General features: G+C 37.8%; 24 protein-coding genes, 1 rRNA gene and 1 other annotated feature. Of the genes, 7 read left to right on the forward strand and 18 right to left on the reverse strand.

The genetic code is table 11. The features are described from left to right. Nucleotides 1-63 (reverse strand): 16S ribosomal RNA (locus tag RCJ93_RS13520); the annotation flags it as partial. Nucleotides 64-421: 358 nt separating this feature from the next. On the opposite strand from RCJ93_RS13520, the gene RCJ93_RS13525 reads away from it, so the two are divergent. After that, the gene (locus RCJ93_RS13525) at nt 422-1,054 is read left to right on the forward strand and encodes a hypothetical protein (protein ID WP_066790831.1); all 633 of its coding nucleotides are present in this window, start codon (nt 422-424) and stop codon (nt 1,052-1,054) included. Nucleotides 1,055-1,095: 41 nt separating this feature from the next. Here the strand turns inward: RCJ93_RS13525 and RCJ93_RS13530 are convergent, their stop codons facing one another. Next, nucleotides 1,096-1,818, reverse strand: a complete 723-nt coding sequence (locus RCJ93_RS13530; protein WP_147197369.1) for a KinB-signaling pathway activation protein — start codon at nt 1,816-1,818, stop codon at nt 1,096-1,098. 148 nt (nt 1,819-1,966) lie between these two features. Between RCJ93_RS13530 and gerD the strand changes: the two genes are divergently transcribed. Further along, nucleotides 1,967-2,584 (forward strand): spore germination lipoprotein GerD, encoded by a 618-nt coding sequence (gene gerD, locus RCJ93_RS13535; protein WP_066790833.1) that lies wholly within the window; start codon nt 1,967-1,969, stop codon nt 2,582-2,584. Between the two features lie 48 nt (nt 2,585-2,632). Here gerD and RCJ93_RS13540 read toward each other — a convergent pair whose 3' ends face one another. The 3 genes from RCJ93_RS13540 to proS form a co-directional block, all read right to left on the reverse strand. Further along, nucleotides 2,633-3,697, reverse strand: a complete 1,065-nt coding sequence (locus tag RCJ93_RS13540; protein WP_150285399.1) for an Mrp/NBP35 family ATP-binding protein — start codon at nt 3,695-3,697, stop codon at nt 2,633-2,635. Nucleotides 3,698-3,767: 70 nt separating this feature from the next. Further along, entirely contained in the window at nt 3,768-4,481 is a 714-nt protein-coding gene (locus tag RCJ93_RS13545) for an N-acetylmuramoyl-L-alanine amidase (RefSeq protein ID WP_150285398.1), read from the reverse strand. Nucleotides 4,482-4,598: 117 nt separating this feature from the next. Then, nucleotides 4,599-6,035 carry a proline--tRNA ligase gene (proS, locus tag RCJ93_RS13550; RefSeq protein ID WP_446739297.1) on the reverse strand — a complete coding sequence of 479 codons (1,437 nt, stop codon included), beginning with the start codon at nt 6,033-6,035 and terminating at the stop codon, nt 4,599-4,601. A gap of 45 nt (nt 6,036-6,080) precedes the next feature. Beyond that, nucleotides 6,081-6,295, reverse strand: a binding site (T-box leader). 323 nt (nt 6,296-6,618) lie between these two features. Between proS and RCJ93_RS13555 the strand changes: the two genes are divergently transcribed. Next, on the forward strand, nt 6,619-7,806 hold the full coding sequence (locus RCJ93_RS13555) for a YhgE/Pip domain-containing protein (RefSeq protein ID WP_446739298.1): 1,188 nt from the start codon (nt 6,619-6,621) through the stop codon (nt 7,804-7,806). 45 nt (nt 7,807-7,851) lie between these two features. After that, entirely contained in the window at nt 7,852-8,391 is a 540-nt protein-coding gene (locus RCJ93_RS13560; protein ID WP_251648250.1) for a PadR family transcriptional regulator, read from the forward strand. Between the two features lie 201 nt (nt 8,392-8,592). On the opposite strand, the gene RCJ93_RS13565 is transcribed toward RCJ93_RS13560, so the two are convergent. The 3 genes from RCJ93_RS13565 to RCJ93_RS13575 form a co-directional block, all read right to left on the reverse strand. Continuing rightward, complete coding sequence (locus tag RCJ93_RS13565; protein ID WP_150285394.1) at nt 8,593-8,982, reverse strand: collagen-like protein; 390 nt, start codon at nt 8,980-8,982, stop codon at nt 8,593-8,595. A gap of 136 nt (nt 8,983-9,118) precedes the next feature. Beyond that, complete coding sequence (gene blaI, locus RCJ93_RS13570) at nt 9,119-9,508, reverse strand: penicillinase repressor BlaI (RefSeq protein ID WP_251648246.1); 390 nt, start codon at nt 9,506-9,508, stop codon at nt 9,119-9,121. Between the two features lie 28 nt (nt 9,509-9,536). Further along, nucleotides 9,537-11,312: a BlaR1 family beta-lactam sensor/signal transducer gene (locus RCJ93_RS13575; protein WP_446739299.1), complete on the reverse strand. Its 1,776-nt coding sequence runs from the start codon at nt 11,310-11,312 to the stop codon at nt 9,537-9,539. Between the two features lie 290 nt (nt 11,313-11,602). On the opposite strand from RCJ93_RS13575, the gene bla reads away from it, so the two are divergent. Continuing rightward, on the forward strand, nt 11,603-12,529 hold the full coding sequence (gene bla / locus RCJ93_RS13580; protein WP_446739300.1) for a class A beta-lactamase: 927 nt from the start codon (nt 11,603-11,605) through the stop codon (nt 12,527-12,529). A gap of 247 nt (nt 12,530-12,776) precedes the next feature. Here bla and RCJ93_RS13585 read toward each other — a convergent pair whose 3' ends face one another. After that, nucleotides 12,777-13,838: a suppressor of fused domain protein gene (locus tag RCJ93_RS13585; protein WP_446739301.1), complete on the reverse strand. Its 1,062-nt coding sequence runs from the start codon at nt 13,836-13,838 to the stop codon at nt 12,777-12,779. A 483-nt stretch (nt 13,839-14,321) separates the two neighbouring features. On the opposite strand from RCJ93_RS13585, the gene RCJ93_RS13590 reads away from it, so the two are divergent. Together RCJ93_RS13590 and RCJ93_RS13595 are read left to right on the forward strand one after the other, a co-directional pair. Further along, nucleotides 14,322-14,948, forward strand: coding sequence for a VanZ family protein (locus RCJ93_RS13590; protein WP_446739302.1), 627 nt, complete (start codon nt 14,322-14,324; stop codon nt 14,946-14,948). A gap of 159 nt (nt 14,949-15,107) precedes the next feature. Continuing rightward, nucleotides 15,108-16,490, forward strand: coding sequence for an SMI1/KNR4 family protein (locus RCJ93_RS13595; protein WP_446739303.1), 1,383 nt, complete (start codon nt 15,108-15,110; stop codon nt 16,488-16,490). A 297-nt stretch (nt 16,491-16,787) separates the two neighbouring features. On the opposite strand, the gene rpsI is transcribed toward RCJ93_RS13595, so the two are convergent. From rpsI to rpsK, 9 genes are all read right to left on the reverse strand, one after another. Continuing rightward, nucleotides 16,788-17,180 (reverse strand): 30S ribosomal protein S9, encoded by a 393-nt coding sequence (gene rpsI, locus RCJ93_RS13600; RefSeq protein WP_066790857.1) that lies wholly within the window; start codon nt 17,178-17,180, stop codon nt 16,788-16,790. Between the two features lie 21 nt (nt 17,181-17,201). After that, on the reverse strand, nt 17,202-17,639 hold the full coding sequence (rplM, locus tag RCJ93_RS13605) for a 50S ribosomal protein L13 (protein ID WP_066790859.1): 438 nt from the start codon (nt 17,637-17,639) through the stop codon (nt 17,202-17,204). Between the two features lie 184 nt (nt 17,640-17,823). After that, nucleotides 17,824-18,567: a tRNA pseudouridine(38-40) synthase TruA gene (gene truA / locus RCJ93_RS13610; protein WP_446739304.1), complete on the reverse strand. Its 744-nt coding sequence runs from the start codon at nt 18,565-18,567 to the stop codon at nt 17,824-17,826. Nucleotides 18,568-18,587: 20 nt separating this feature from the next. Continuing rightward, nucleotides 18,588-19,391, reverse strand: coding sequence for an energy-coupling factor transporter transmembrane component T family protein (locus RCJ93_RS13615; protein ID WP_066790861.1), 804 nt, complete (start codon nt 19,389-19,391; stop codon nt 18,588-18,590). Continuing rightward, on the reverse strand, nt 19,388-20,260 hold the full coding sequence (locus RCJ93_RS13620) for an energy-coupling factor ABC transporter ATP-binding protein (protein ID WP_446739305.1): 873 nt from the start codon (nt 20,258-20,260) through the stop codon (nt 19,388-19,390). Before RCJ93_RS13620 ends, RCJ93_RS13615 begins: the two co-directional genes overlap by 4 nt. Next, nucleotides 20,236-21,081, reverse strand: a complete 846-nt coding sequence (locus RCJ93_RS13625; RefSeq protein ID WP_446739306.1) for an energy-coupling factor ABC transporter ATP-binding protein — start codon at nt 21,079-21,081, stop codon at nt 20,236-20,238. Before RCJ93_RS13625 ends, RCJ93_RS13620 begins: the two co-directional genes overlap by 25 nt. Nucleotides 21,082-21,473: 392 nt before the next feature. Further along, nucleotides 21,474-21,854, reverse strand: a complete 381-nt coding sequence (gene rplQ, locus RCJ93_RS13630) for a 50S ribosomal protein L17 (protein WP_066790864.1) — start codon at nt 21,852-21,854, stop codon at nt 21,474-21,476. Nucleotides 21,855-21,905: 51 nt separating this feature from the next. Next, on the reverse strand, nt 21,906-22,850 hold the full coding sequence (locus RCJ93_RS13635; protein WP_066790865.1) for a DNA-directed RNA polymerase subunit alpha: 945 nt from the start codon (nt 22,848-22,850) through the stop codon (nt 21,906-21,908). 133 nt (nt 22,851-22,983) lie between these two features. After that, entirely contained in the window at nt 22,984-23,373 is a 390-nt protein-coding gene (gene rpsK, locus RCJ93_RS13640) for a 30S ribosomal protein S11 (RefSeq protein WP_066790867.1), read from the reverse strand. Nucleotides 23,374-23,379: the final 6 nt, after the last annotated feature.

Genomic DNA, 23,379 nt, shown 5'->3' on the forward strand with positions numbered 1-23,379 from the left:
GACTTGCATGTATTAGGCACGCCGCCAGCGTTCGTCCTGAGCCAGGATCAAACTCTCCATAAAAGTGTTTGATTGCTCAAAATTTCACTAGCGCATCATCTTTACGATGATGACTTTAAAACTAACAGTTGTTAGTAGTTTAAATGATTAACATCTTGCTTGTTCAGTTTTCAAGGTTCATTTCGTTGTCGCCTTAACGACTTAACTATCTTACCATGGTTAAAATCATTAGTCAACAACTTTTTTAAAATAATTTAAGTCGTCTACTATCAGTCTTGCTCATTCTGACGAGTCAACGTTAACAACTATACTCTCTTACTATAAATGAGTCAACTATTTTTTTATAAAGTTTTAAAATACAAGCCTCTAACATATATATACTTTGGAGGTGAGCATACTGATTAAAAGAATACTGCTACTGATGATAGTAATGTTAGCTATTCTACTCGTCTTTATTCCGACTAAAAACAATTTACTTAGTGTATTTCGGTTAACAGATGAGCCAAACGTTATTTTAAAGGGAACATACGGAAAGGCATTAACAATTGATCTTTCATATGCCGATGAGGAATTTATCAAATGGCTAAACGAAACAAAATCTCCTTACCCATTATTAATGGTAGACCCAGCATTATTAGAACGTTCTAAAACTCTCGTAAAAGTCATTAAGTCTAAAAACATTCCTGTTGGTTTATTAGGCAAAAGCAGTGAAATATATGAGGAAAACCCTTCTCAACTGGAACAAGATATAGAATTGTTCAACACCATTATGAAACAACCTCCACTTTGGTTCAGAACGAAAGATTACATCTTCCTGCCAAACGTTTCAAATGCTTTATGGAAACAAAAGATCAATATGTTAGCAGCATCTAAAATGGGCACAAATTCAAAAGAAATAAAGGTTTCAAACGGAGACATTATTGCCATCCCTTATCATCAAGAAGAAAGAATCACCATAAAAAACTTAGAGCGACTAATTGAGAGTAACCAATTTGGACAAATTGAAGAAGTTATTTTTGGTTATTCCGCAACCACTAAAAAGTATCCTAAATAGAAAGAAGGCTATTTCACCATAACCAGGGAAATAGCCTTTCTTTACTTTTGTTTCGCTTTTTTTCGGTTTGTTTGTTGATTATTCGCTTGTTGTTTTGTAGCGTTGGCATTATGTTCTTTACGGCGCTCTTCCCTTTTCTTCAAATCAGCTGCTGATTGTGCATTATATTTAGGTAATTCCAGTAGTTGGAATGCATTAACAGCCAAAATTGGGAATAATAAAATCGTGATATATTGATTGCCTCCTTCAGTACGAACCCAAAGCGCAATCAGCCATTCGATAATACTTACAAAAACCATGAAAAATAAAGCGGAGATAAGGATATGCTTTTTATTCGTCATTTTGACTTTTTTGATAGCCGTCAAAAAAGCAGCTACTAATAATACCGCTAATAAACCTATGTATAGGAACCAATCATTTGCAGTATCGGCATATGGCCTAAAACGGAAATAAACCACATCTGCAATCGCTATAATCATCAACAATAGTTGTACCCAATTCCACAAAGTTAATGAGCGGAAAATATTTACCCCGATTTGATGCACCGTCAGATAGGCAAAATACCCCATTTGGCAAACCATGCTAATTGTAAATCCAAGAAATACAAACCACAATAAGCCACTGATTGCTTCTGTTAGTTCACCATTAGAAAAATGCGGTCCATAAAAATTTCCCCACCGAACGATTAAACTCATAACCCCAGTGACCAAGCCGCCTATAATCAACGCTCTTAAAGCAAACTTCAACCAATTACGTATCGTCACAACGAGTGTCCTCCATTTTTTTAGAAGTTCTTGTTTCATTCTAACATGAATATTTAAAAAATCTATTTCTTCTCGTTCCCCATACATATTACACGGGCTTTTGTGAACAATAAATGAAACGACTGATACACAAAAGTGAGGGAAGGTTATGTATAAAAAAGCCATTATCTTTACATTTCTTCTTGCTCTTTTAACAGGTTGTTCCGCTGCTGCTCCTCCTCAAAGCCAATCGTATGAAGATATAAAAAAATCCACTCTAGATGCATTGCAAACAGAGGAAGGAAAAAAGGTCATACGAAAACTTCTAGAAGATCCGGCCATGAAGGATATGCTTGTGCTCGAGCATGATGATGTCAATTCTGCTATAGAGGACACATTGCTTTCTAAAAAGGCCGAAGAATATTGGAAAACCCAATTTGAAGATCCTAAATTCCGCGAAACATTTGCGAAAAGCTTGAAAAAGGAACAAAAGGATCTACTGAAAGATTTAATGAAGGATGCCTCTTTCCAAAAAGACTTGGAACAATTTTTCTCTCAACCCGACATGCAAAAACAATTAGAAAAAATCATGAAATCAGCAAGCTCTAAAGAAGATTTAGAAAAAGTGATTGCTGAAGTCATAAAAAGCCCAATGCTACAAGAAAAGTGGGCAAAGCTAATTGAATCGTCAGGAGAAAAGTCTAAGTCTTCAGATGGCGGTGGCGGCAGTGATGGTGGCCAAGGTGGCGGTGGCGGCGGCTCCGGTAAAGGAGTTGGCGGTAAGTAAGCATGAAAAAGGGATGAAGCATTTAGCTTCATCCCTACTTTTTTTACCTTAATCTTCTTGCTCTAATTTATCACTTACACGCTGTGCAATTTCTAAATAAATTTGACCTGTTGAATGATTTTTGGCATAAACAGATGGCGCAAAATCAACTTCATTCCAATCTGGTTGTCCTAAAGGTATTTGGCCAAGTAAATCAGTTCGCAATTCATCGGCTAGCTTTGGACCGCCGCCTTTTCCAAATACATATTCTTTTTCACCTGATACATCAGATTGGAACCAAGACATATTTTCAATCACACCAAGGATTGTATGCTCTGTTTTGATAGCCATAGCACCAGCACGAGCTGCTACGAATGCTGCAGTTGGGTGTGGCGTTGTTACAACGATTTCATTTGATTCTGGCAACATTTGGTGAATATCAAGCGCAACATCCCCAGTGCCCGGAGGAAGGTCTAATAATAAGTAATCTAACTCTCCCCATTCAACATCACGGAAGAATTGATCCAATACTTTGCCAAGCATAGGTCCGCGCCATACAACTGGTGCATTATTTTCGACAAAGAAGCCCATTGAAATCATTTTTACTCCAAATCGTTCCACAGGGATTATACGATTCTCTTCTACAATTGGCATAGTTTGTACACCCATCATATCCGGTACACTAAAGCCATAGATATCTGCGTCAATTAAGCCTACTTTTTTCCCTAAACGTGATAAAGCAACCGCTAAATTGACAGCGACAGTAGATTTCCCCACTCCGCCTTTACCTGACGCAATGGAGATGAATTTCACTTTATTTAAAGGCGATAACAAATCCTGTGCTTCTGCACGAGTGGCAGTTCCACGGAATTGCTCGATATTTTCTTGAGGAAGTTCTTGGAATCTGATGCCGACTGTTTTAAATCCTGCTTCCTTTAATGTATTGACGATTTCCATTTGAAGAGAAAGCTGTTCAGGTGTATTTGTTTTCGCAATTGCAATTTTTACACTGACATGTTCTTTCTCTTCTTTAATTGAAACCTCTAAAACCCCACCAGTTTCCTTTAAGGATTTATGTAGAAAAGGATCTTTTAATGCTCCCACTAATTCCAGAACTTGTTGTTCATTAATCACTGTAGACACTCCTCTATTGCGTTTGCCTTTAGTATATCATAACGCTTACAAATAAGTATTATGGCATATCTTATTCAATAGAGGATTCAGAATAGCGTTCAATACCATCCACAATTGCTTCCGCCATTTTTCGTTGATAATCAGGAGAAGACAATAGCTCTGCTTCTTCAGGATTACTTAAAAAGCCGGTTTCAACTAATACAGCTGGCATTTTCACTTTTTTCAGCAAATATACTTGCTTAATAGCTAGCGCTTCACGCTCTGTATTTTTTAGGTTCTCCTTGATGGAGTCTTGGATAGAATTAGCTAACAATTCTCCTGCTGGATGCCCATTCGCATGGTAAAATACTTGAGCTCCACGCCACTTTGTTTCAGGAATAGCATTTGCATGTATGCTTAGGAATAAATCCGGTTTTTCCTTGTTTACTAATTTTTCTCTTAAAAATATGTCTTGCTTTTTGCGTTCTCTCAATGTGTTAAATTCAGCTTTAGGTGTATGCTCGGCGATCACATCATCATTCTTTGATCTTGTCATATATACCGTTGCGCCTTTTTTCTTTAAAAGCTTTTCCACTTCTTTCGTAATAGCCAACGTTACATTTTTTTCAATCAACTTATCTGTAGACGCCCCTCCATCAATCCCCCCATGTCCCGCATCCAATGCTATCTTGACGCCACCCAAGGTCTCGGAAATAAAGAATCCGCGATTAGATGCTTTGGTTTCATACACAACTATGAAAATACAAGCTACTAAAACAACACTCCATATCATCCAACGTTTCAATCACAGACACCACCTTTTTACCATACCATATGCGGAAGACTGTCCCGATATGTCGGTGCATAAGCAAAACAAAAACCCCTTCTCTGTTGTATGAGAAAGGGGCTTTGTTTATTTGGATTAATAAGCGCGGGCAAACCACACTGTATGTTTTGCTTCTTTTCCACAATTCAAGCATGTATGCTTTGTTGTTGGCGGATTGAATGGTATGTTTCGCGTAGTGAATTTTGTTTTTTCTTTTATCGTTTCTTCACACGCGTCATCTCCACACCAGCCAGCTAAAACCCAACCAGGAATGGTTTCTTGTTCTTTAGACTTCTCTAAATGGGTTGTTAACTCATCCAATGTTTCAATATGCGTGTGTGAATTCTCTGTTCGGAAAGCTTTTGCTTTTTCCAAAAGGCGTGTTTGCATCATTTCAAGTTCTTTTTCTACATGTTCAATGACTGCATCTAAAGATACCGAAACTTTTTCATCCTCATCGCGTGCTTTCATTAAAGCTTGCTGATTTTCTAAATCACGAGGACCAAGTTCAATACGGACAGGAACACCTTTCAGCTCCCATTCATTAAATTTATAGCCGGGCGATTGATCTGAATCATCCAGACGAACACGAATACCTTTCGCTTTCAATGCCGCGAAAATTTCATCGAGTTTCTCAACAATGGCAGGATTCTTTTTCCATGGACCGACCGGAATAAGCACCACTTGTGTAGGTGCTATCTTTGGTGGCAAGACAAGGCCTTTTTCGTCACCGTGAACCATAATAACAGAGCCAATCAAACGTGTAGATGTTCCCCAAGAAGTTGTATGCACGTAAGTATGCTTGTTTTCTTTATTCAAGTATTTGATATCAAATGCTTCCGCAAATTTTGTACCTAAATAGTGAGAAGTCCCCGCTTGTACAGCTTTTCCATCCTTCATCATCGCTTCAATAGAGAAAGTATCAATCGCACCGGCAAAACGTTCTGATGGTGTCTTTTGCCCATCATAAACAGGGATAGCAAGAAGTCCTTCAACTACCTCTTTATATATAGATAGCATTTGCATCGTTTCTTTGCGTGCTTCTTCTTCATCTACATGTGCAGTATGACCTTCTTGCCACAGGAACTCGGATGTACGAATGAATGGAAGAGTTTTCTTTTCCCAACGGAATACATTTGCCCATTGGTTAATTAAAACTGGAAGGTCTCTGTAGCTTTTAATCCAGTTTGAATATAGATGGCCAATCATCGTTTCAGAAGTTGGACGTAACGCCAAACGCTCTTCTAATTCTTCTCCTGCTGCTTCTGTCACCCAAGGAAGCTCTGGTGAAAATCCCTCAATATGATCCTTTTCTTTTTGGAAAAAAGATTCAGGAATTAACATTGGGAAGTATGCATTGCGGTGCCCCGTTTCTTTAAATCGTTTATCCATCTCCGCTTGGATATGTTCCCATATCTCATAGCTGTCAGGTTTGAATGCAATACATCCACGTACTGGAGTGTAATCAATCAAATCTGCTTTTTGAATTGTATCAATATACCATTTTGAAAAATTGTTTGTCATTTGAGACATTTTCTTTTCCTCCTTAGAAAAAATAAAAAAAGCATAAAGCGTCCAAATAAGGACGTCTTTATGCTAGTAGACGTGGTACCACCTTAGTTCGGCGTAAATAAACTTTATGCCCTCTAAACGTTTATAACGAAACGACTCGGTTAGCTTTTCACTAACATCTCCGTGGCAGGGTTCAATAAGAAGAGGTGATATAGCTTCCAGCCTAGGCTATACTTTCTGGTTCACAATTCTTATTTACTTGATCACTTCACTGATTATATATATAAACAAATATATCAACTTGTTTCAGATACTTCAATCATTAGTATCAACACAAATGCTAATTTGTATACCATATTAACATATTCTTTTTCTAATATGGATAGAAGATTTATAAGTCTGCTCCCCCTACCGTTACTTTCGACGATGGATAGGGGGTTTTATAATTGGTTCTTCTATCAAATGGTTCACGATAATAACACGTTTTTCAATTGACTTTCTGATTAAATTAAAATAAACTACTAACATACTTTTTAAAAAGTACTTTGATTAAAGTATTTTAAATAAAGCATAAATGAATTTAGCAAAAGGAAGGATTCAACAAATGAAGTTTACTCAATTCTTAAAAACAAAAGGGGCAATCGGAGCCATATTCATGGGCATTTTTTATGCGGTTGCCATGTTAGGGATCTTCTTGCCTGGCTATTCGGCAATCCCAGGAAATATAGATAAATTACCAATTGCCATAGTTAATGATGATTCTGGTGAATACGGTGCAAAGATTGCCGATCAGTTACAAGAGAAGTTACCGTTTAAAAAAATTGAAATGGATTTAACAAATAAAAAAGCCTTAAAGGACTTAGAGCATAATGATTTAGCGTTAGTTGTACACATTCCAAAAACATTCTCTAAGAATATGCAAAAAGGTGAAACATCTTCAAGCATCGACTTTACAATCAATGAAGCCGGAGCTACAACCGTTTCCTCTTCTATCAATTCTGTCATTACGGCAATCAATAACCAATTTAGCACTCAATTTTCTCAACAGACAGCAGAAGGCATTCTAATGAACGTGAATGTACCAAAAGAGCAAGCGGCTGAATTAGCCAAAAAGATTGAAACGTCGTATGTAGGAAACGTCGTAAAAATTAACGAGATGCCAGATGGTATGAATAATAACATGTTGCCAATGTTCTTAACGATGGCTGGTTATACAGGTGCGATGATTGGTGCCATGCAATTAGTAGGCGTATTCAAGAGCAGTCGTGGAAAAGCAAGTAAAACTCGCTTATTCTGCTATGTACAATTAACAGCATTGTTAGTGGCAGTAATATCATCACTAGCCGGTACAGGGATTGCATATTTAATTAATAAACCAAGCGGCAGTCTATTCTTCAGCGTATTAGGACACCAAATTCTTAATTATATGGTCTGCTTCAACTTCACAGCCATTTTAATCTTTTTAGTTGGTGAAGTAGGGATGATTTTCAACTTACCAATTTTACTCATTCAAACACTAGCAAACGGCGCGACTATTTCCCGGGATATGATGTACTTGCCGTATAAATGGATGAGCTATATTTCACCAATGTATTACTCTGTACAAGGATACTTTGCTGACTTATACGGAAGCATCAGTGCAAGTCCATATATTTGGTCAATGGTTGCAGTAGGCGCAGCTGCTATGTTGATTAACATTGGGATTGTGACATTTATTCACAAACCTATCCCAGTAGAGGAATCTTCAACTGAAGAAGACAAATTAAAGAATTCGACTGAAGCAACTATCTAGTTTTTGTTACAATAGAGTTAACATGCTTCTTGAAGGAGTGTTAGTATGTCTATTCAAATCTTTATATTGAGCAAACTGATGGAGGGTGCCAACTACCCTTATAAATTAAAAAAACACCTATCCGATCCGATTCCATTAGATCAAATAGCTGGATTAACAGAAAGTAAGCTATATTATAATTTTGACTCCCTAGCTAAAAAAGGGTTGATTGAAATTATTGAAATTAAAAAAGAAGAAAATCGACCAGATAAGCAAGTATTTGCGATTACCGAAAAAGGTCGCGAAGAGCTGCCTAAACTCATATACAAGTTATTTGAGAATGCCAAAGAAATTACAGATATGGTCGTGGGCATAGCAAATATCAAATATGTGAACCGAGAAAAAGTGATAGAGATATTAGAAAAGAAAGCTCGAACTATTGAAAGCCAATGGGCGCACGTAATTGGGTTCAAAGACCAGATTGAGCTAGATGAAGATAGTGAGAAGTTTGTAAACTACATGACAGGTTATGTATCGACCAAAACCGAACACACGATTTTCTGGCTTGAGGAACTAATTAATCGAATTCAACAAGGACAGCTATAACAGATGAAAACAGTCAGTTTTCCTAATAAAGGAGAGCTGGCTTTTTTTTAATATTAATTGATAACAACTTATATACCAAACCTCTTTCCGATGCTATATCAGAAAGAGGTTTTTATGATAAATATGCATGTTCAATATTGTACATCAAACAAGATAACGATACGATGGCTTATTCATCCAAGGCCCTAGGCAACATTGTTTTTAAAAACATGTAAACGAGCTAATTCTCCTTGTATCAATACCAAAAATCACCCAGGTCCAACCAGTCCATCTGAAACCTGAAACGGATCTTGAACCTACGAAAACAGGATAGTACCAAAATGCTTCACCATTGTTTAGCCATACGTACGTATTACGGAACAGACACATTCTAATTGCTCCTGGATCTACTGCTAATGGCGAAACAGTTGTTGATCGTTGCGGAGTAAATGATGGGGGCGGAGCAGTTGGTGCCTGTGAAGTGCCTGGCGTTCCTGGAAATGATGGTCCTGGAGAGCTTGGTATCCCAGGTATTCCTGGAAATGAAGACCCTGGGAAACCTGGCATTCCTGATGACCCTGGGAAACTTGGAAATTGGAATGGATTATTCATTTTAAAAATCACCACCTTAAATAAAACTCTAAAGTAGTGTATGTTGTATTGTCCTTTTGTGTTCAATTACTCTCAGATCAAATAGAGTACCAATTGATACAAAATAAAAAAAGAATACCCTGATATATGGGCATTCTTACTGTTTTTGTTTTTTTTGCTTCGGATCTAGAATGGATCTTAATTCCTGTATATCCTCTTCAGATAAGTTATCCTCCTGGATAAACTGTACTAACATAGACTTCAGTGTGCCGCCATAAATACGTTTAATAAACGATTCCGCCTCAGCACGCTGACATTCATCCTGCTCATACAGCGGAAAAAAGGTATACACCCTTTGTTCTTTATTTACTCCCACGACTTCTTTTTTGACAAGACGATCTAAGAGCGTGCGTATTGTTTTTGATTTCCAATCAGTTCGTTTCTGTAGGGCAGAGATTACATCATTTGCAGTAAGCGGCGCCTCTTTCCAAAGCACCGTCATCACTTCCCATTCAGACTCTGATATATTGGGAATATTTTTAGACATCATACAACCTCCTTCAGTAGATCAATAATTAATATATTCCCATGTCCTTTAAAATGGACAAAGTTATTTCTGCCGCCTTTTTACCCGATGCCTTTTCTTTTCGCTTAATATTGGTTGCAAAGAAATACGTATTCTTCCCCTTCTCAATATATCCAATGAACCAACCATTCACTTCTTTGTTATTGACAACGCCTGTACCCGTTTTCCCAGAAAGCAGTACCCCATTTTTTTGCTCGAGTTTGATTGCCTTTTTAACCGCTTGGACGTTTTTATCCTTAAACCCTAGCCGATTAGTATAGAAATTTCTTAATAACTGTACTTGTTCAACTGGCGATATTTTTAAAGATGATTCTAGCCAATATTGACTGATACCGCCCGACATATCGGAATTTCCATATTTCATTCGTTTTAAATAGGATTCAATGATTGCAGTCTGATTTCGCCTATCTAACTCTTGAAAATACCAGCTCACTGAATTTTTCATCGCAGTCGACAAATTTTGTTTTGAATTCCAAGAATCAAAAGGATACTTGGTCCCATTCCATTTTAGGCTAGAATTTTCACCTGAAATAATACCGGACTCCAATCCGATTAATGCACTATAAATCTTGTAAGTAGAATCTGGAGAAACTCGAAGTGTACTTTTATCTTTATTATATATTTTATATTGATCAGCCTGGTTATCGTATAAGACAAAGCTTCCATCATACCCCTTGAAAAGATTACTCAGATCCAAATAACTAGTCTTTTCACTCGTAAACTCATAACGATTCTGGTTCTGAGCCATAGCTGAAATGAGCGGAACCTGACTCCCCACCAATATGCCTAACATCATAAAAACCACTATACTCTTCAGTTTCAAAAGCTTTGTTTCCTTTGTATAACAAGCAATATGCTCTATACGGCTTTTCATTTGCTCTTTGAAGCCATTAAATTGATTGGCTAAAATTAGGTTTTTCTGCTGCGAGACTTTCTCTATAAAATGGATAATCGTCAGCCCATATTCTTTATGGTAATTCTCATCTAAGGAAGCTAAAACTGCATAATCACAGGTGATTTCCCGATCCAAGCGCATCTTGCGGAAAGCTATCCAAACTAGTGGATTGAACCAGTAAATAATTTGGAAAAAGAGGATAAGGTAATTTACAACTGTATCTTTATATTTATAGTGATTAAGTTCATGTAGAAAAATGTATTTGATTTCATCTTTTGACAGCCATTGATCAAAATTAGAAGGCAATACAACATAATTTCTTAGAAGACCGATTATCATCGGAGAATTGACAAGCTTTGACTCCCCTACTGTTAACTGGCCCGATATACCCAATTGCTTTTTGCACTGTTCAAATAAAAACAGTATATCTTTATTTACTAAGGGGGATGTTGTTCGTTTTATTTTCTTTACATCAAGCCAAGCCATTATTGCTAGACATAACATAACTAGCATTCCTGCGATCCATATATAAGTTAATACCGTACCCAGAAATTCTATATTAATGCGATGAATAGATAAGGAATAATCCTGTATCCAATTCGAATGTTGAACATCTTCTGTACTCGCCAACACTGGATTTCGTTCATTATATTGGTTGACACCCAAATCGATAGAAGGATATTTAATAGGCAGTAACTGAAACGGAATAAATGGCAGAATTAAGGCCACCATCAATAAAAACCACATATGATATTTCCCTTTTACAGATAACTGCTTTCGGAAAATTTTCCTTCCCAGCATAATTCCTATAACCGTTAAAGAAGAAACTATAAAACAAATGATGAAGTATGTAAAAAGCAATGTATTCATCTCCATATCCAATTAAAACAAAATACGTCTATCTTTTGTTCATTCGAAGAAGTTAAATAAAATCTCCTTAAAACTACAACTGTAATATTCAAATATTATCATGACGGTTATGGTTTATCAAACACCCTCTCTATTAATGCATTATGTATGTCCCCTCTTGTTAAAAAAGGTTGACCAATATGGATTACAATTGTAGTATTGTATTACACGTGTAATACATATGATGTGAAAGGTGGAGACGATTTAATCTATTTAAGACAATAATGATGAAATAGAAATGAGGTTATAACTTGAAGAAATTAACAAATACATTATGTAGACTAAATAAAACCCTCCTTTTATCTTTGCTAGGTTTAATCATGCTAGCTGGTTGCACAAATGCAACTAATTCTTCTGCTGCTTCACCCGAGCATAAAACAACTAAGGAAAAAGACACGCATACTGAAGAAGCTTTCAAACAGCTGGAGAGTGAGTTCGATGCCCGTCTTGGTGTTTATGCGATTGATACGAAAACAAAAAAGAGCGTCAGCTATCAATCAGATGAACGATTTGCTTTTGCTTCTACTTACAAAGCACTTGCCGCAGGTGCCATGCTTAAGCAAAAATCCATGAAGGATCTTGATAAGATTATCACTTACACTAAGGATGATTTGGTTACCTATTCACCTATCACTGAGAAATACGTAGATAAAGGAATGACAGTGAAGGATATTGCGACTGCTGCTATTCGGTATAGTGACAATACAGCAGGAAACCTACTTTTCAATGAATTAGGAGGTCCTACTGGATTTGAAAAAGCCTTAAGGAAGATGGGAGATAAGGTAACACAGTCTAATCGTTTGGAACCTGAACTAAACCTTACCACTCCCGGAGACCTTCGTGATACAAGTACACCGAGAGCACTTGCCTCAAATCTTCAAAAATTCGTGATTGGTGACGTACTTCCTACAAAAAAGAAGGCACTCCTAACCGATTTGCTAGTTGGGAACGCTACAGGGGACACATTAATACGTGCAGGTGTACCTAAGGATTGGGTTGTTGCTGATAAAAGTGGAGCAGGGGGCTACGGAACACGTAATGACATTGCAGTTGTTTGGCCACCCGATAGAAAACCAATAGTAATCGCTATCCTTTCTTCTCGCAATACGAAAGACGCAACCTATGATGATGCTCTTATTGCAAAAGCTGCGAAAGTTGTAGTAAACGCTTTAAAATAATATACAAAATAGGACTGAGATATTTCAGTTTATATTGTTATCATGGCTAAACTTAACCATGTTTATTATAGATTTTATTAACCCAGCTACTTTCTTGTGGAAGTTAGTTGGGTTTCTTAATTATTTATCCATATGTTACTCGGCCATTAATTCTTGGTTCATTCAAATTTACTCATAAAAAATCAAAAAACCCTTTCTCGGTATTTCGAGAGAGGGTTTGAACACATTGACTCACACAAAGATCCTGTTATCCGATGGTAGAAATAACATTCCCATCTTGATCTTTAATGTACGTTTTAACGACTTGGATCACGAAGCCTTTATTAGATAACAAACGAATTTCTCCTTCTTCTGGTTGAAGTTTACTCATGAGCTCGTTGACGACAGATTCATCAAGTTTTAAATGGACCAAATGCTCATCTACTTCAATTTCAGTCATTGAAGCGGGTTCTAATATTACGCTAATCTCATTATTTGTTAAAGTTAAATTTTTCCCCTTAAGCAGTCGGCCTCGTAGTAGTTTCCCAACTGTTTCTGCTTGTTTTGCTCCTAGTGTGAACACAGATGGCATCTTTTTGAACAAACCATTCTTACCAGATTTCCAGTCCAATTGATCCACAAATAATAAACCAGTACTCGAGCCGTCACGTTCGATACCTTTTTGAACACTTTCCTGAACAGCAGGGATTCGCAGCATAGAATTTCGGGATAAGTCTGTAATATAACCCGGAATCTCTGCTTCTCCAGCTTCAAGTAAACCTCTTGTGTTCCATATTTTCATGGCCTCCAGCTCATCCTCAGTAATCCCAACCATTTGAAGAAACTCAACGCGTCCGTTAGACGTATGCAATGTACCCAATTCTGGATCAGATATAAAAGCAAGAGCAGTTAGCTCTGTATCTGCTCCCAAGCAGATTGGGCCATTCGCATCTAAATAATCCCCTGCGACAAAAATATTGTTACTGTTAAATACATATCGCCCCATGTTTTGAAGCAGATTTAATGCCCACGCGGGAGGCTCCTCCTCATCCTTACTGCGGGCAACCCGGAAAGAAAGCTCAAACCCGTAGCCGCTAGAATCAGTATTCTTTGATTCCTTCTCATAAAGCTCAGAGAAACCAAAAGTTACAATATGCCAATGAGGAGAAGGTATTTCTGCTTTGTAAGCACTAAGCCCATCTAATGGGTCTTGTCCGCCAAGCATATAAGGAAGCACCGTACCATAATGCTTTGGTTCCTGTTCCCCATATAACTTCGTTACTGCTTCATCAATTGCATCCCATCCAGTGGTGTTAGCTTCTTTCGTCATTATTTTCCCTCCATTTTATTATTATCTTTTTCTCGATTGGAAAAGCAAATATCCCTTTACATAAGTTTCTATAATATGTATAAATTATAATGGTAAATCAGCATTATTGTAAAATATGGTTAAATTGTTCAAACATTATAGCCGTCTTTATAGAAATAGTGATGCAATATTTCTATATGATATATAGTGTCTGGATTACTAAGTAAAAAGAATGCAAAAGCAAAATTTTCTGCCCTCCGTTCTGACATTAATTCCCCTGTAATTAATTGCGTAAGCTTCTTTGCAACCTCTTTATTTAAAACGAATGCTCCTTTCACATAATTGACGATTCAGAGGAGGTTACAAATGTAAAACTAAATATACTTTTGATAAATATTTTGAAAACTTTTTTTATTCATGATAGGGTGGAGTTGTTGTCCTAAAAAAGGCATTTAAAGAGGTTGAGTCTTCTTAGTTAAAAAATTTAAAAGAAAGAGAGCGATTGTGATTGAGTCATTAACATCAAAAAAGATAATGAAGGTTTTGTTATTTTCAATTAGCGTTATAGCAGGTATCTTGCTATATATAGGATTCTTCATGAATATCTTGCCTATGTTTTTTGCTAACATGGAGAATACTGAAAAGAACATCTTAGCAATTTTTATAATAACTTTCACTGTCTATGTATTATTGAGCATCATATTTAACCTGGACACTAAAACTGATAGATACACACTCCTGGCACTCTATTTACTGGTTTTAGTATTGGGCTTACTTCGCCCTGATCAGCAATATTCCGCGAAAATTGGATTATATGCCTGGAATCCATTTGGATTTATTTCTGACATTCAAAGTGATAATTTTTCACTGATTGTAATGGTTATTAATCTCTTGATTTTTTTACCAATGTACTTTTTATTAGCATACACAAACATATTAAAAACGTTTATGAAGAGATTAATTGCTTTTGAAGTGTTTGCAATTTTAATCGAATATTTACAAGCTCAATTAAAAGTCGGTATTTTCGACTTAGCAGATATATTTTTATATAATGTGAGTTTTCTTATCGGACATATACTTTGTTTGCCAGTTTTAAAAATTTTAAGGAAGCGCTTTAGGAACAAATATTGAATGAGATATGTAATCGTGTAACCATTCTTTTTTGTACTTTTAATTTTGTGCTTGGTTTAAGTATAAGTGGAAATGTTCAGCTGCAGCATTTTCTATCATTTACGATGTTATATAACCAGATACATATGAAATTATTTTATAAATTATTGGGAGGTAGAAATGAAACAAAATTTAATTGATCAATTAAACGAATGGCATGAATCAGATGAACATCAACGAATTATCGATTCCCTTTTAACAATTTCTGATGAAGAACAGGACTATGACTCAATCAGCCTTTTGGCCAGAGCCTATACCAATATGGGGCTTTACGAAGAAGCGCTCTATCACTTTGATAAAATTTCTGAGGCTGGCAAACAGGATTCTCTCTGGCATTATCGGGTAGGGTTTGCTTTATATTATTTAAAGCGATATGAGGAATCGGCTCAAGCCTTCAGCAGAGCTGATCAACTAGACCCTGGAGATCAATATACAGAGTATTTTTTAACACGGAGCAGCCAAAAAGCGGAGAAGCAGAAAAGAGAAAAACTTCGCCTTTCCAAAAAGAAAGCTTCCATGGCACGTGGCGAATCGGTCAATGGGAAAGTTCTTTTTTCGGATATGTTTTTAGCTGATTTCTGGGAGGACAGCGAGTATGCGAGAGAGTCTTATCAATCTGAGCTACCGACAGATGAACTAATTGATTCGATAGAGAAAGAGCTTGGATACAAGCTTCCTTCTTCTTATATTGATTTGATGAAGCAACGTAATGGCGGTGTGCCGAACAACACCAACTTCCCAACAAAGGATCCCACTTCCTGGGCAGAGGATCATATTGCTATTTCAGGAATCATGGGAATTGGCCGTAAGAAAAGCTATTCTTTGTGTGGAGACTTAGGTAGCCAATTTATGATTGATGAATGGGGATACCCTGACATTGGTGTTGTAATTTGTGATTGTCCTTCAGCCGGACATGATGTTGTTATGTTAGACTATCGAGCTTGCGGTATAGATGGTGAACCAGAAGTTGTTCATGTCGATCAAGAAGACGATTATGAAATTACCTTCCTTGCCGATAATTTTGAAGAATTTATCAAAGGCCTAGTGAACGATGAAGAATATGATGCTTCTGAGGAAGACAAAGAAGAAGCTCTAGATAAAGTAGCCCACGGCAAATTTTCTCCTCTGCTTGAGGAACTGTGCTCAAGGGTAACCGAAGTGGACCAAGTTGAACAGAAAATCCGGACTATCTGTACACAGATTTGTGAAGAGAAAGGCAATTTTTCTTTTCAAGCTGATAAATTATCGTATCTCATGTATGATGTCCAATTCTGGTTGTATACGAAGTCCTATCCAGACACCAGTCGTGATCAATATGTGGCGGCCTACCCCAAAATAATTGCATTTGGCGGAGAATTCGGTCAAGGCGGATATGCTCCCTCTTTCATTACAGATTGGCTAGATGTCCGCAAAAAAGAAGGACGGATTATACAGGACCACGGGATTATTCGGTTTACTGATTCATATTCAGAAGAAGTTATTAATAAGTTAGAAATAGCCTAAGTTGTGTATACCCCTATAATGAACAGAGCTCTCTTTAAAAGCGGGCTCTTCTCCTTGTAATCTCCTATCTAAAATTATATATCTATATGTTCCCTTTCAAGCAGCCTCGTTATAGATTTTTTTCTGAGACGAGTTTAGATATATACTCGTTAGCCATTACATAGAAACTGCCTTCTGCTCCTACAAGTATAATTCATTATATCGGAAGTCCATTACATAGTTTGTTAGTACTGGTGAAAAGTTTCAACAATAAAAAAGACCCCCAGCCAAATGACTGAGAGTCTTGAAACGCCAAAATTAACGTTTTGAGAATTGAGGTGCGCGACGAGCGCCTTTAAGACCGTATTTTTTACGTTCTTTCATACGTGGGTCACGAGTTAGTAAACCTGCTGATTTAAGTGCTGGACGGAAATCAGGGTCAACTGTTAGCAACGCACGAGCAATACCGTGGCGGATTGCGCCAGCTTGGCCAGTGAAACCACCGCCGTTTACGTTTACGTGAATATCATAGCTACCTAGTGTTTCAGTTGCTACTAATGGTTGTTTAATTACTTCGCGTAGTGATGCGAATGGGACGTAGTTTTCAACGTCACGGTTGTTAATAACGATTTTGCCTTCGCCTGGTACTAAACGTACGCGGGCAATTGAGCTTTTACGACGGCCTGTGCCGATATATTGAACTTGTGCCAAGGTTGTATCCTCCTCTAATTATTATCCGCGAAGCTCGTAAGCTTCTGGTTTTTGTGCAGCGTGTGGGTGTTCAGAACCTGTGTATACGTGCAATTTGCCGAACATTTGACGACCTAAAGTGTTTTTAGGAAGCATGCCTTTAATTGCTAACTCAAGCATTTGAGTTGGGTATTTTTCTTTCATTTCACCAGCAGTACGTTGTTTCAAACCACCAGCAAATTGAGTGTGACGGTAGTAAATTTTGTCTCTTAATTTGTTACCAGTTAATTCGATTTTGTCTGCATTGATGATGATCACGTGATCACCTGTATCAACGTTTGGTGTATAGATTGCTTTATGTTTACCACGTAAAATAGCAGCTACTTCAGAAGCTAAACGACCAAGAGTTTGGCCTTCAGCGTCTACTACTAACCATTTACGTTCTACTTCGTGACCTTTAGCCATGAATGTTGTACGCATTTTAGTATCCTCCTACAATTCAAATGATTGTTCTATTGTCTGTTCCAATTGTTTTCTTTATCCTCAAAAGCTAAGATTCGGGGCTTATCTTGTGGGGTAATGAAAATACCATATGTCATCTTAACCCAAATAGAATTATAAGTCAAGCATTTCAAGAAAAACACCTGGTCATGTTGCTTTCGCTTTAATAGCTCACTTTTTCAAGGTACAAACCTTGTGCTGGCGCTGTTTTGCCGGCATTCCCTCTATTCATGGAAGCGATGATCTCAGTCAATTGTTCTGGATTTCTTTTTCCGGTCCCAACTTCCCATAAAGTACCTGCTATAATTCGTACCATATTGTACAAAAAGCCATTCCCTTCAATTACCATGTGCAACTCATCCTGATGCCATTCAAATTCTAATAGAGTAACTGTACGCACTTTATCTTTTACACTCGTATTTGCTGCACAAAAGCAAGAAAAGTCATAAGTGCCAATAATGTGCTGAGCTGCTTCTATCATCTTTTTAATATCAGGCCTTATTCCATTAGTAGGCGTGACGTAAAATCGCCTAAAAGGGCTTTGTATGGCTTCACAGGACCATATGTAGCGATATCTCTTACTCACTACCTTATAGCGTGCATGAAAATCCTCAGGTACTTCTTCCATCACTTTTATACGAACATCTGTCGGCAATTGGACATTTAGTGCTTTTCTATAACTTTCAAGTGGAATATCCAATGATGTATCGAAGTGAATCACTTGCCCTGTCGCATGTACCTTGGCATCTGTTCTGCCGCTTGCCGTAACATTTACTTTGGTTCCTTTATGCATCTTTGTTAAGACTTTTTCTAGCTCTTCTTGTACTGTGCGCTGATTGGGCTGCACTTGATAACCAGAAAAGTTTGTACCGTCATAGGCAATGGTCGCTTTCAACCGTTTTTCCATTTGTCCATTCTCCTATATCTTTAACTGTATTTTCTCAAATAAATCAACACAGCACCCATTACAACAATTGATAGCACGGCAATTGTATCTCTAACATGCCATTTCAATTGGCGGTAACGCGTTCTTCCCTCTCCGCCGCGATAACCGCGTACTTCCATAGCCGTAGCAAGGTCCTCAGCACGTTTAAAGGCGCTGACGAACAATGGGACTAATAATGGGACAACAGCCTTTATACGCTCTTTAATTGGTCCTGACGTAAGGTCTGAACCTCTTGCTGTTTGTGCTTTCATAATCTTATCTGTCTCGTCCATTAAAGTAGGTATGAAGCGTAGAGAAATGGACATCATCAATGCCAATTCATGAATCGGCAGCTTTAATTTTTTCAATGGATTTAATAACACTTCCATACCATCCGTAATGGATATAGGTGAAGTCGTCAGTGTTAAAACCGTCGTAACAAAAACAAGTACTAAAAAACGGACGGATATGAAGATCCCTTGGCGAAGGCCTTCTTCATAAATCGTAATAAACTTCCAATGATAAAGTATATCCCCTTCTTTGGTGAAGAAAATATGCAAGAAGAAAGTGAACGCCATTAAAATCAAAATGGGCTTCAAACCATTAATCAAAAAATAAAGCTTAATTCTAGACAACAGAATAATAAGTATTGTAAAGATGAGCAACGCAGCATACGTAGCTGTGTTATTCGCGATAAAAACAATAAAGATAAAGGCAAATACAAAAATAAGCTTTGCACGCGGATCCAACCTATGGACAAAAGAGTCACCCGGGATGAAACGGCCAAATATAAGCTTATCCATCATAATTGATTCCGCCTTTCTTGAAGCCATTCAGAAATCATTGATGCAAACTCTTCTTCTGTAAGGCATAGTTTTGGAAACGAGAAGCCAGCTTTTTGTTCTAGCTGCTTCTGAAAGTGAATAACCTGCGGAACTTCGAGACGGTAATTTGACAGTGTTTCGATATCACTAAAGATTTCTCTAGGCGTCCCTGTTAAAACGCATCGCCCTTCATGCATAATAGCAATTTGGTCCGCATAGCGAGCGGCATCTTCCATACTGTGTGTTACAAGAATGGTGGTTAAATTGCGTTTTTGGTGTAGTTGATAAAGTAAGTCCATAATTTCTTTACGCCCTCTAGGATCAAGCCCAGCCGTCGGTTCGTCCAAGACAATGACATCAGGCTCCATTGCTAACACGCCCGCAATTGCCACACGGCGCATTTGTCCGCCAGATAAATCAAATGGCGACTTTTCTAGCACTGCTTCTGGCAAACCAACCAACTTGACCAAGTCACGAGCCTTTTCCATAGCTACTTCTTCTAGAACACCAAAATTCATCGGCCCAAAGATAATATCCTTTAGCACCGTCTCCTCAAATAATTGATGTTCTGGAAACTGAAAAACAATCCCTACCTTTTGGCGAATCGGCCGCAAATCTTTTTCTTTTTTGCCTGCCGTAATTACTTTATCACCAATCTGTATAGAACCCTCCGTAGGTTTTAATAAAGCGTTGAGATGTTGAAGAATTGTCGATTTACCAGAACCAGTATGTCCAATAATCGCTTGATAGCTACCAGAAGCTATGGCTAAATCCACATCAAATAAAGCCCTTTTTTCAAACGGTGTGCCAGGGGCATAGGCAAAGCTTAATTTTTGAAGTTTGATATCCATAAATCATTCACCAACTCTTCTTCTGTCATAGGCTCGCCGCTAAGGTTAACACCATTTTTTTGCAAAAGCTTACCCAGCTTTAAAGCAAAAGGCAAATCAAGCCCCAATTCCACTAATTGATCACCCATTGCAAAAATCTCAGACGGCGTACCTTCTGCAAATTTCTTTCCGCCATTCATAAATAATAAACGGTCTGCAATCATGGCTTCTTCTAAATCGTGCGTAATAGACAAAACTGTTAAACCTGTTTTTTCGCGTAGTTCTCGTACAATGGATAGCACCTCTTGTCTACCTTGAGGATCAAGCATAGACGTAGCTTCATCCAAAATAAGCATTCTTGGTTGCAATGCAAGAGCGCCCGCAATAGCTACACGCTGTTTTTGGCCTCCAGATAGATGACTTGGTTCATGATTCAAAAAGTCATCCATATTCACCTGCTTTAAGGCTTCCCTAACACGCTTCACCATTTCTTCATGTGGCACACCATTATTCTCTAATGCAAACGCTACATCATCTTGAACTGTTGCACCGACAAATTGGTTATCTGGATTTTGAAATACCATTCCAATTTGAGAGCGGCTATTCCACAAGTTATCCTCGTTTAGTGGTTCTCCAATTACTTCTACCGTTCCATTTTGAGGAAAAATTAATCCATTAATAAGACGGGCAATCGTAGACTTACCTGATCCATTGTGCCCTACAATGGCAATCCACTCACCCTCTTGAACACTAAATGAGACATCTTCAATCGCATTCTTAATTGAACTGTCTTCAGGGGCATATGTAAACGTAACGTTGTTCAATGTTAGTATTTCTCGCATGTGCTTATACTCCTCTCGCTAAACTGTTCTTGGCTCTGCTCAACTCATTCTTAACTTACATTGTTTTATGTATGAATGCTAGTCAAACATTTTAAAGTGTAAAAAAATACGACTTTGTCCATTAAGGCAAAAGTCGATTCAGATATCCAGCTATTATAAATAAAAAAGCGCGCACCCCATTCAGAGAAATGCGCTTTGAGATCTCGCGTAAAAAGGTTGCTCAGGCCTTTAACGGGAACGGGGTACGTAGAGCTAAACGAGACAGCATAAGGTGCCGCTCATCATAACACTCAGCTTTTAAATTTGTCGTATAAATCTTCTATTTGGAAAAAAGAGGGTGTAAGTCAGTTCAAAATATGATGAACAATTACACCCTCAATTAATCGTTATACTTAAACTAATTCAATTACAACGACTGGTGCACCATCACCGCGGCGTGGTCCAACTTTCATAATACGAGTATAACCGCCTTGACGGTCAGCGTAGCGAGGTGCTACATCATCAAACAATTTTTGAAGTGCAAAAACTGTTGATTCATTACCTTCAGCATCTGTTGAAGTAGCTACTTCACGACGGATAAATGCTGCAGCTTGACGGCGTGCATGCAAATCACCGCGTTTACCTAAAGTAATCATTTTTTCAACTACTGATCGTAATTCTTTCGCACGAGTTTCTGTAGTTTCAATGCGTTCATTGATGATTAAGTCAGTTGCTAAATCACGCAGCATCGCTTTACGTTGAGAACTTGTACGTCCAAGTTTTCTGTAACCCATGGATATTTCCCTCCTTTATACACTTACTGATCTAAGTTATTTTATATACGCTTAGTCTTCTTCTCGTAATCCTAAACCAAGCTCTTCTAACTTGTATTTAACTTCTTCTAATGATTTACGTCCTAAGTTACGAACTTTCATCATATCGTCTTCAGACTTGTTAGCAAGTTCTAAGACAGTATTAATGCCAGCACGTTTTAGGCAGTTGTAAGAACGGACAGAAAGATCAAGTTCTTCAATCGTCATCTCTAAAACTTTTTCTTTTTGGTCTTCTTCTTTTTCAACCATGATTTCAGCAGTTTTTGCTTCATCCGTTAAACCAACGAAGATGTTTAAATGCTCGGTTAAAATTTTAGCTCCGAGCGAAATCGCCTCTTTTGGACCGATGCTGCCATCTGTCCACACATCAAGTGAAAGTTTGTCGTAATCAGATGATTGTCCAACACGAGTATTTTCAACTGTATAGTTGACGCGTGAAACTGGAGTGTAAATAGAGTCGATCGGGATCACGCCGATAGGAAGATCCTCACGTTTGTTTTGATCAGCTGAAGTATATCCACGTCCGCGTTGCGCATACATACGCATACGAAGATGGCCGTTAGTAGCAACCGTTGCAATGTATAGATCTGGGTTCAATACTTCTACATCACTGTCATGAGTAATATCAGCAGCAGTTACTGCTCCGTTACCTTTAAAATCGATTTCGATAACTTTTTCTTCATCGGAATAGATTTTCAAAGCTAGCTTTTTAATGTTCAAAATAATTGATGCAACATCTTCTACAACACCCTCAATAGTAGAGAATTCGTGAAGTACGCCGTCAATTTGGATTGAAGTTACAGCAGCTCCTGGTAAAGAAGACAGAAGGATACGACGTAGTGAATTACCCAAAGTAGTTCCATACCCACGTTCAAGTGGTTCTACAACAAATTTGCCGTATTTTAAATCATTGCTGATCTCAACGGTTTCAATCTTTGGTTTTTCAATTTCGATCATTCAATTTACCCTCCTTCAAAACATCGAATATATGGTATTATTTCCATCATAAAATCGAATGCTAACCAATCAAAATGATTATATTCTAATTGCGTATAAAAAGTGTACTCAATACGTTAGTGAGTTGCAACTATTATACACGACGACGTTTTGGTGGGCGGCAACCATTATGAGGAACTGGAGTTACGTCTTTAATTGCAGTCACATCTAAGCCAGCAGCTTGTAGTGCACGGATAGCAGCTTCACGACCAGCACCAGGACCTTTAACAGTTACTTCTAAAGTTTTTAAACCATGTTCGATAGATGTTTTAGCAGCAGTTTCAGCAGCCATTTGTGCAGCGAATGGTGTAGATTTACGTGAACCTCTAAATCCTAGTGCACCAGCTGAAGACCAAGAAACAGCATTACCTTGCATGTCAGTGATGGTTACAATTGTATTATTAAATGTAGAACGGATGTGTGCGATACCGGATTCGATATTCTTTTTCACACGACGTTTACGAGTTTGTTGTTTACGTGCCATGTTAAG

It is taken from the genome of Rummeliibacillus sp. BSL5 (assembly GCF_052928305.1).

Coding starts and splice junctions, on each gene's coding strand:
- RCJ93_RS13525 (WP_066790831.1), top strand. CDS start 422: ATGATAGTAATGTTAGCTATTCTACTCGTCTTTATTCCGACTAAAAAC.
- gerD (WP_066790833.1), top strand. CDS start 1,967: ATGTATAAAAAAGCCATTATCTTTACATTTCTTCTTGCTCTTTTAACA.
- proS (WP_446739297.1), bottom strand. CDS start 6,035: ATGTCTCAAATGACAAACAATTTTTCAAAATGGTATATTGATACAATT.
- RCJ93_RS13555 (WP_446739298.1), top strand. CDS start 6,619: ATGAAGTTTACTCAATTCTTAAAAACAAAAGGGGCAATCGGAGCCATA.
- RCJ93_RS13560 (WP_251648250.1), top strand. CDS start 7,852: ATGTCTATTCAAATCTTTATATTGAGCAAACTGATGGAGGGTGCCAAC.
- RCJ93_RS13565 (WP_150285394.1), bottom strand. CDS start 8,982: ATGAATAATCCATTCCAATTTCCAAGTTTCCCAGGGTCATCAGGAATG.
- blaI (WP_251648246.1), bottom strand. CDS start 9,508: ATGTCTAAAAATATTCCCAATATATCAGAGTCTGAATGGGAAGTGATG.
- RCJ93_RS13575 (WP_446739299.1), bottom strand. CDS start 11,312: ATGAATACATTGCTTTTTACATACTTCATCATTTGTTTTATAGTTTCT.
- RCJ93_RS13585 (WP_446739301.1), bottom strand. CDS start 13,838: ATGACGAAAGAAGCTAACACCACTGGATGGGATGCAATTGATGAAGCA.
- RCJ93_RS13595 (WP_446739303.1), top strand. CDS start 15,108: ATGAAACAAAATTTAATTGATCAATTAAACGAATGGCATGAATCAGAT.
- rplM (WP_066790859.1), bottom strand. CDS start 17,639: ATGCGTACAACATTCATGGCTAAAGGTCACGAAGTAGAACGTAAATGG.
- truA (WP_446739304.1), bottom strand. CDS start 18,567: ATGGAAAAACGGTTGAAAGCGACCATTGCCTATGACGGTACAAACTTT.
- RCJ93_RS13615 (WP_066790861.1), bottom strand. CDS start 19,391: ATGATGGATAAGCTTATATTTGGCCGTTTCATCCCGGGTGACTCTTTT.
- RCJ93_RS13620 (WP_446739305.1), bottom strand. CDS start 20,260: ATGGATATCAAACTTCAAAAATTAAGCTTTGCCTATGCCCCTGGCACA.
- RCJ93_RS13625 (WP_446739306.1), bottom strand. CDS start 21,081: ATGCGAGAAATACTAACATTGAACAACGTTACGTTTACATATGCCCCT.
- rplQ (WP_066790864.1), bottom strand. CDS start 21,854: ATGGGTTACAGAAAACTTGGACGTACAAGTTCTCAACGTAAAGCGATG.
- RCJ93_RS13635 (WP_066790865.1), bottom strand. CDS start 22,850: ATGATCGAAATTGAAAAACCAAAGATTGAAACCGTTGAGATCAGCAAT.
- rpsK (WP_066790867.1), bottom strand. CDS start 23,373: ATGGCACGTAAACAACAAACTCGTAAACGTCGTGTGAAAAAGAATATC.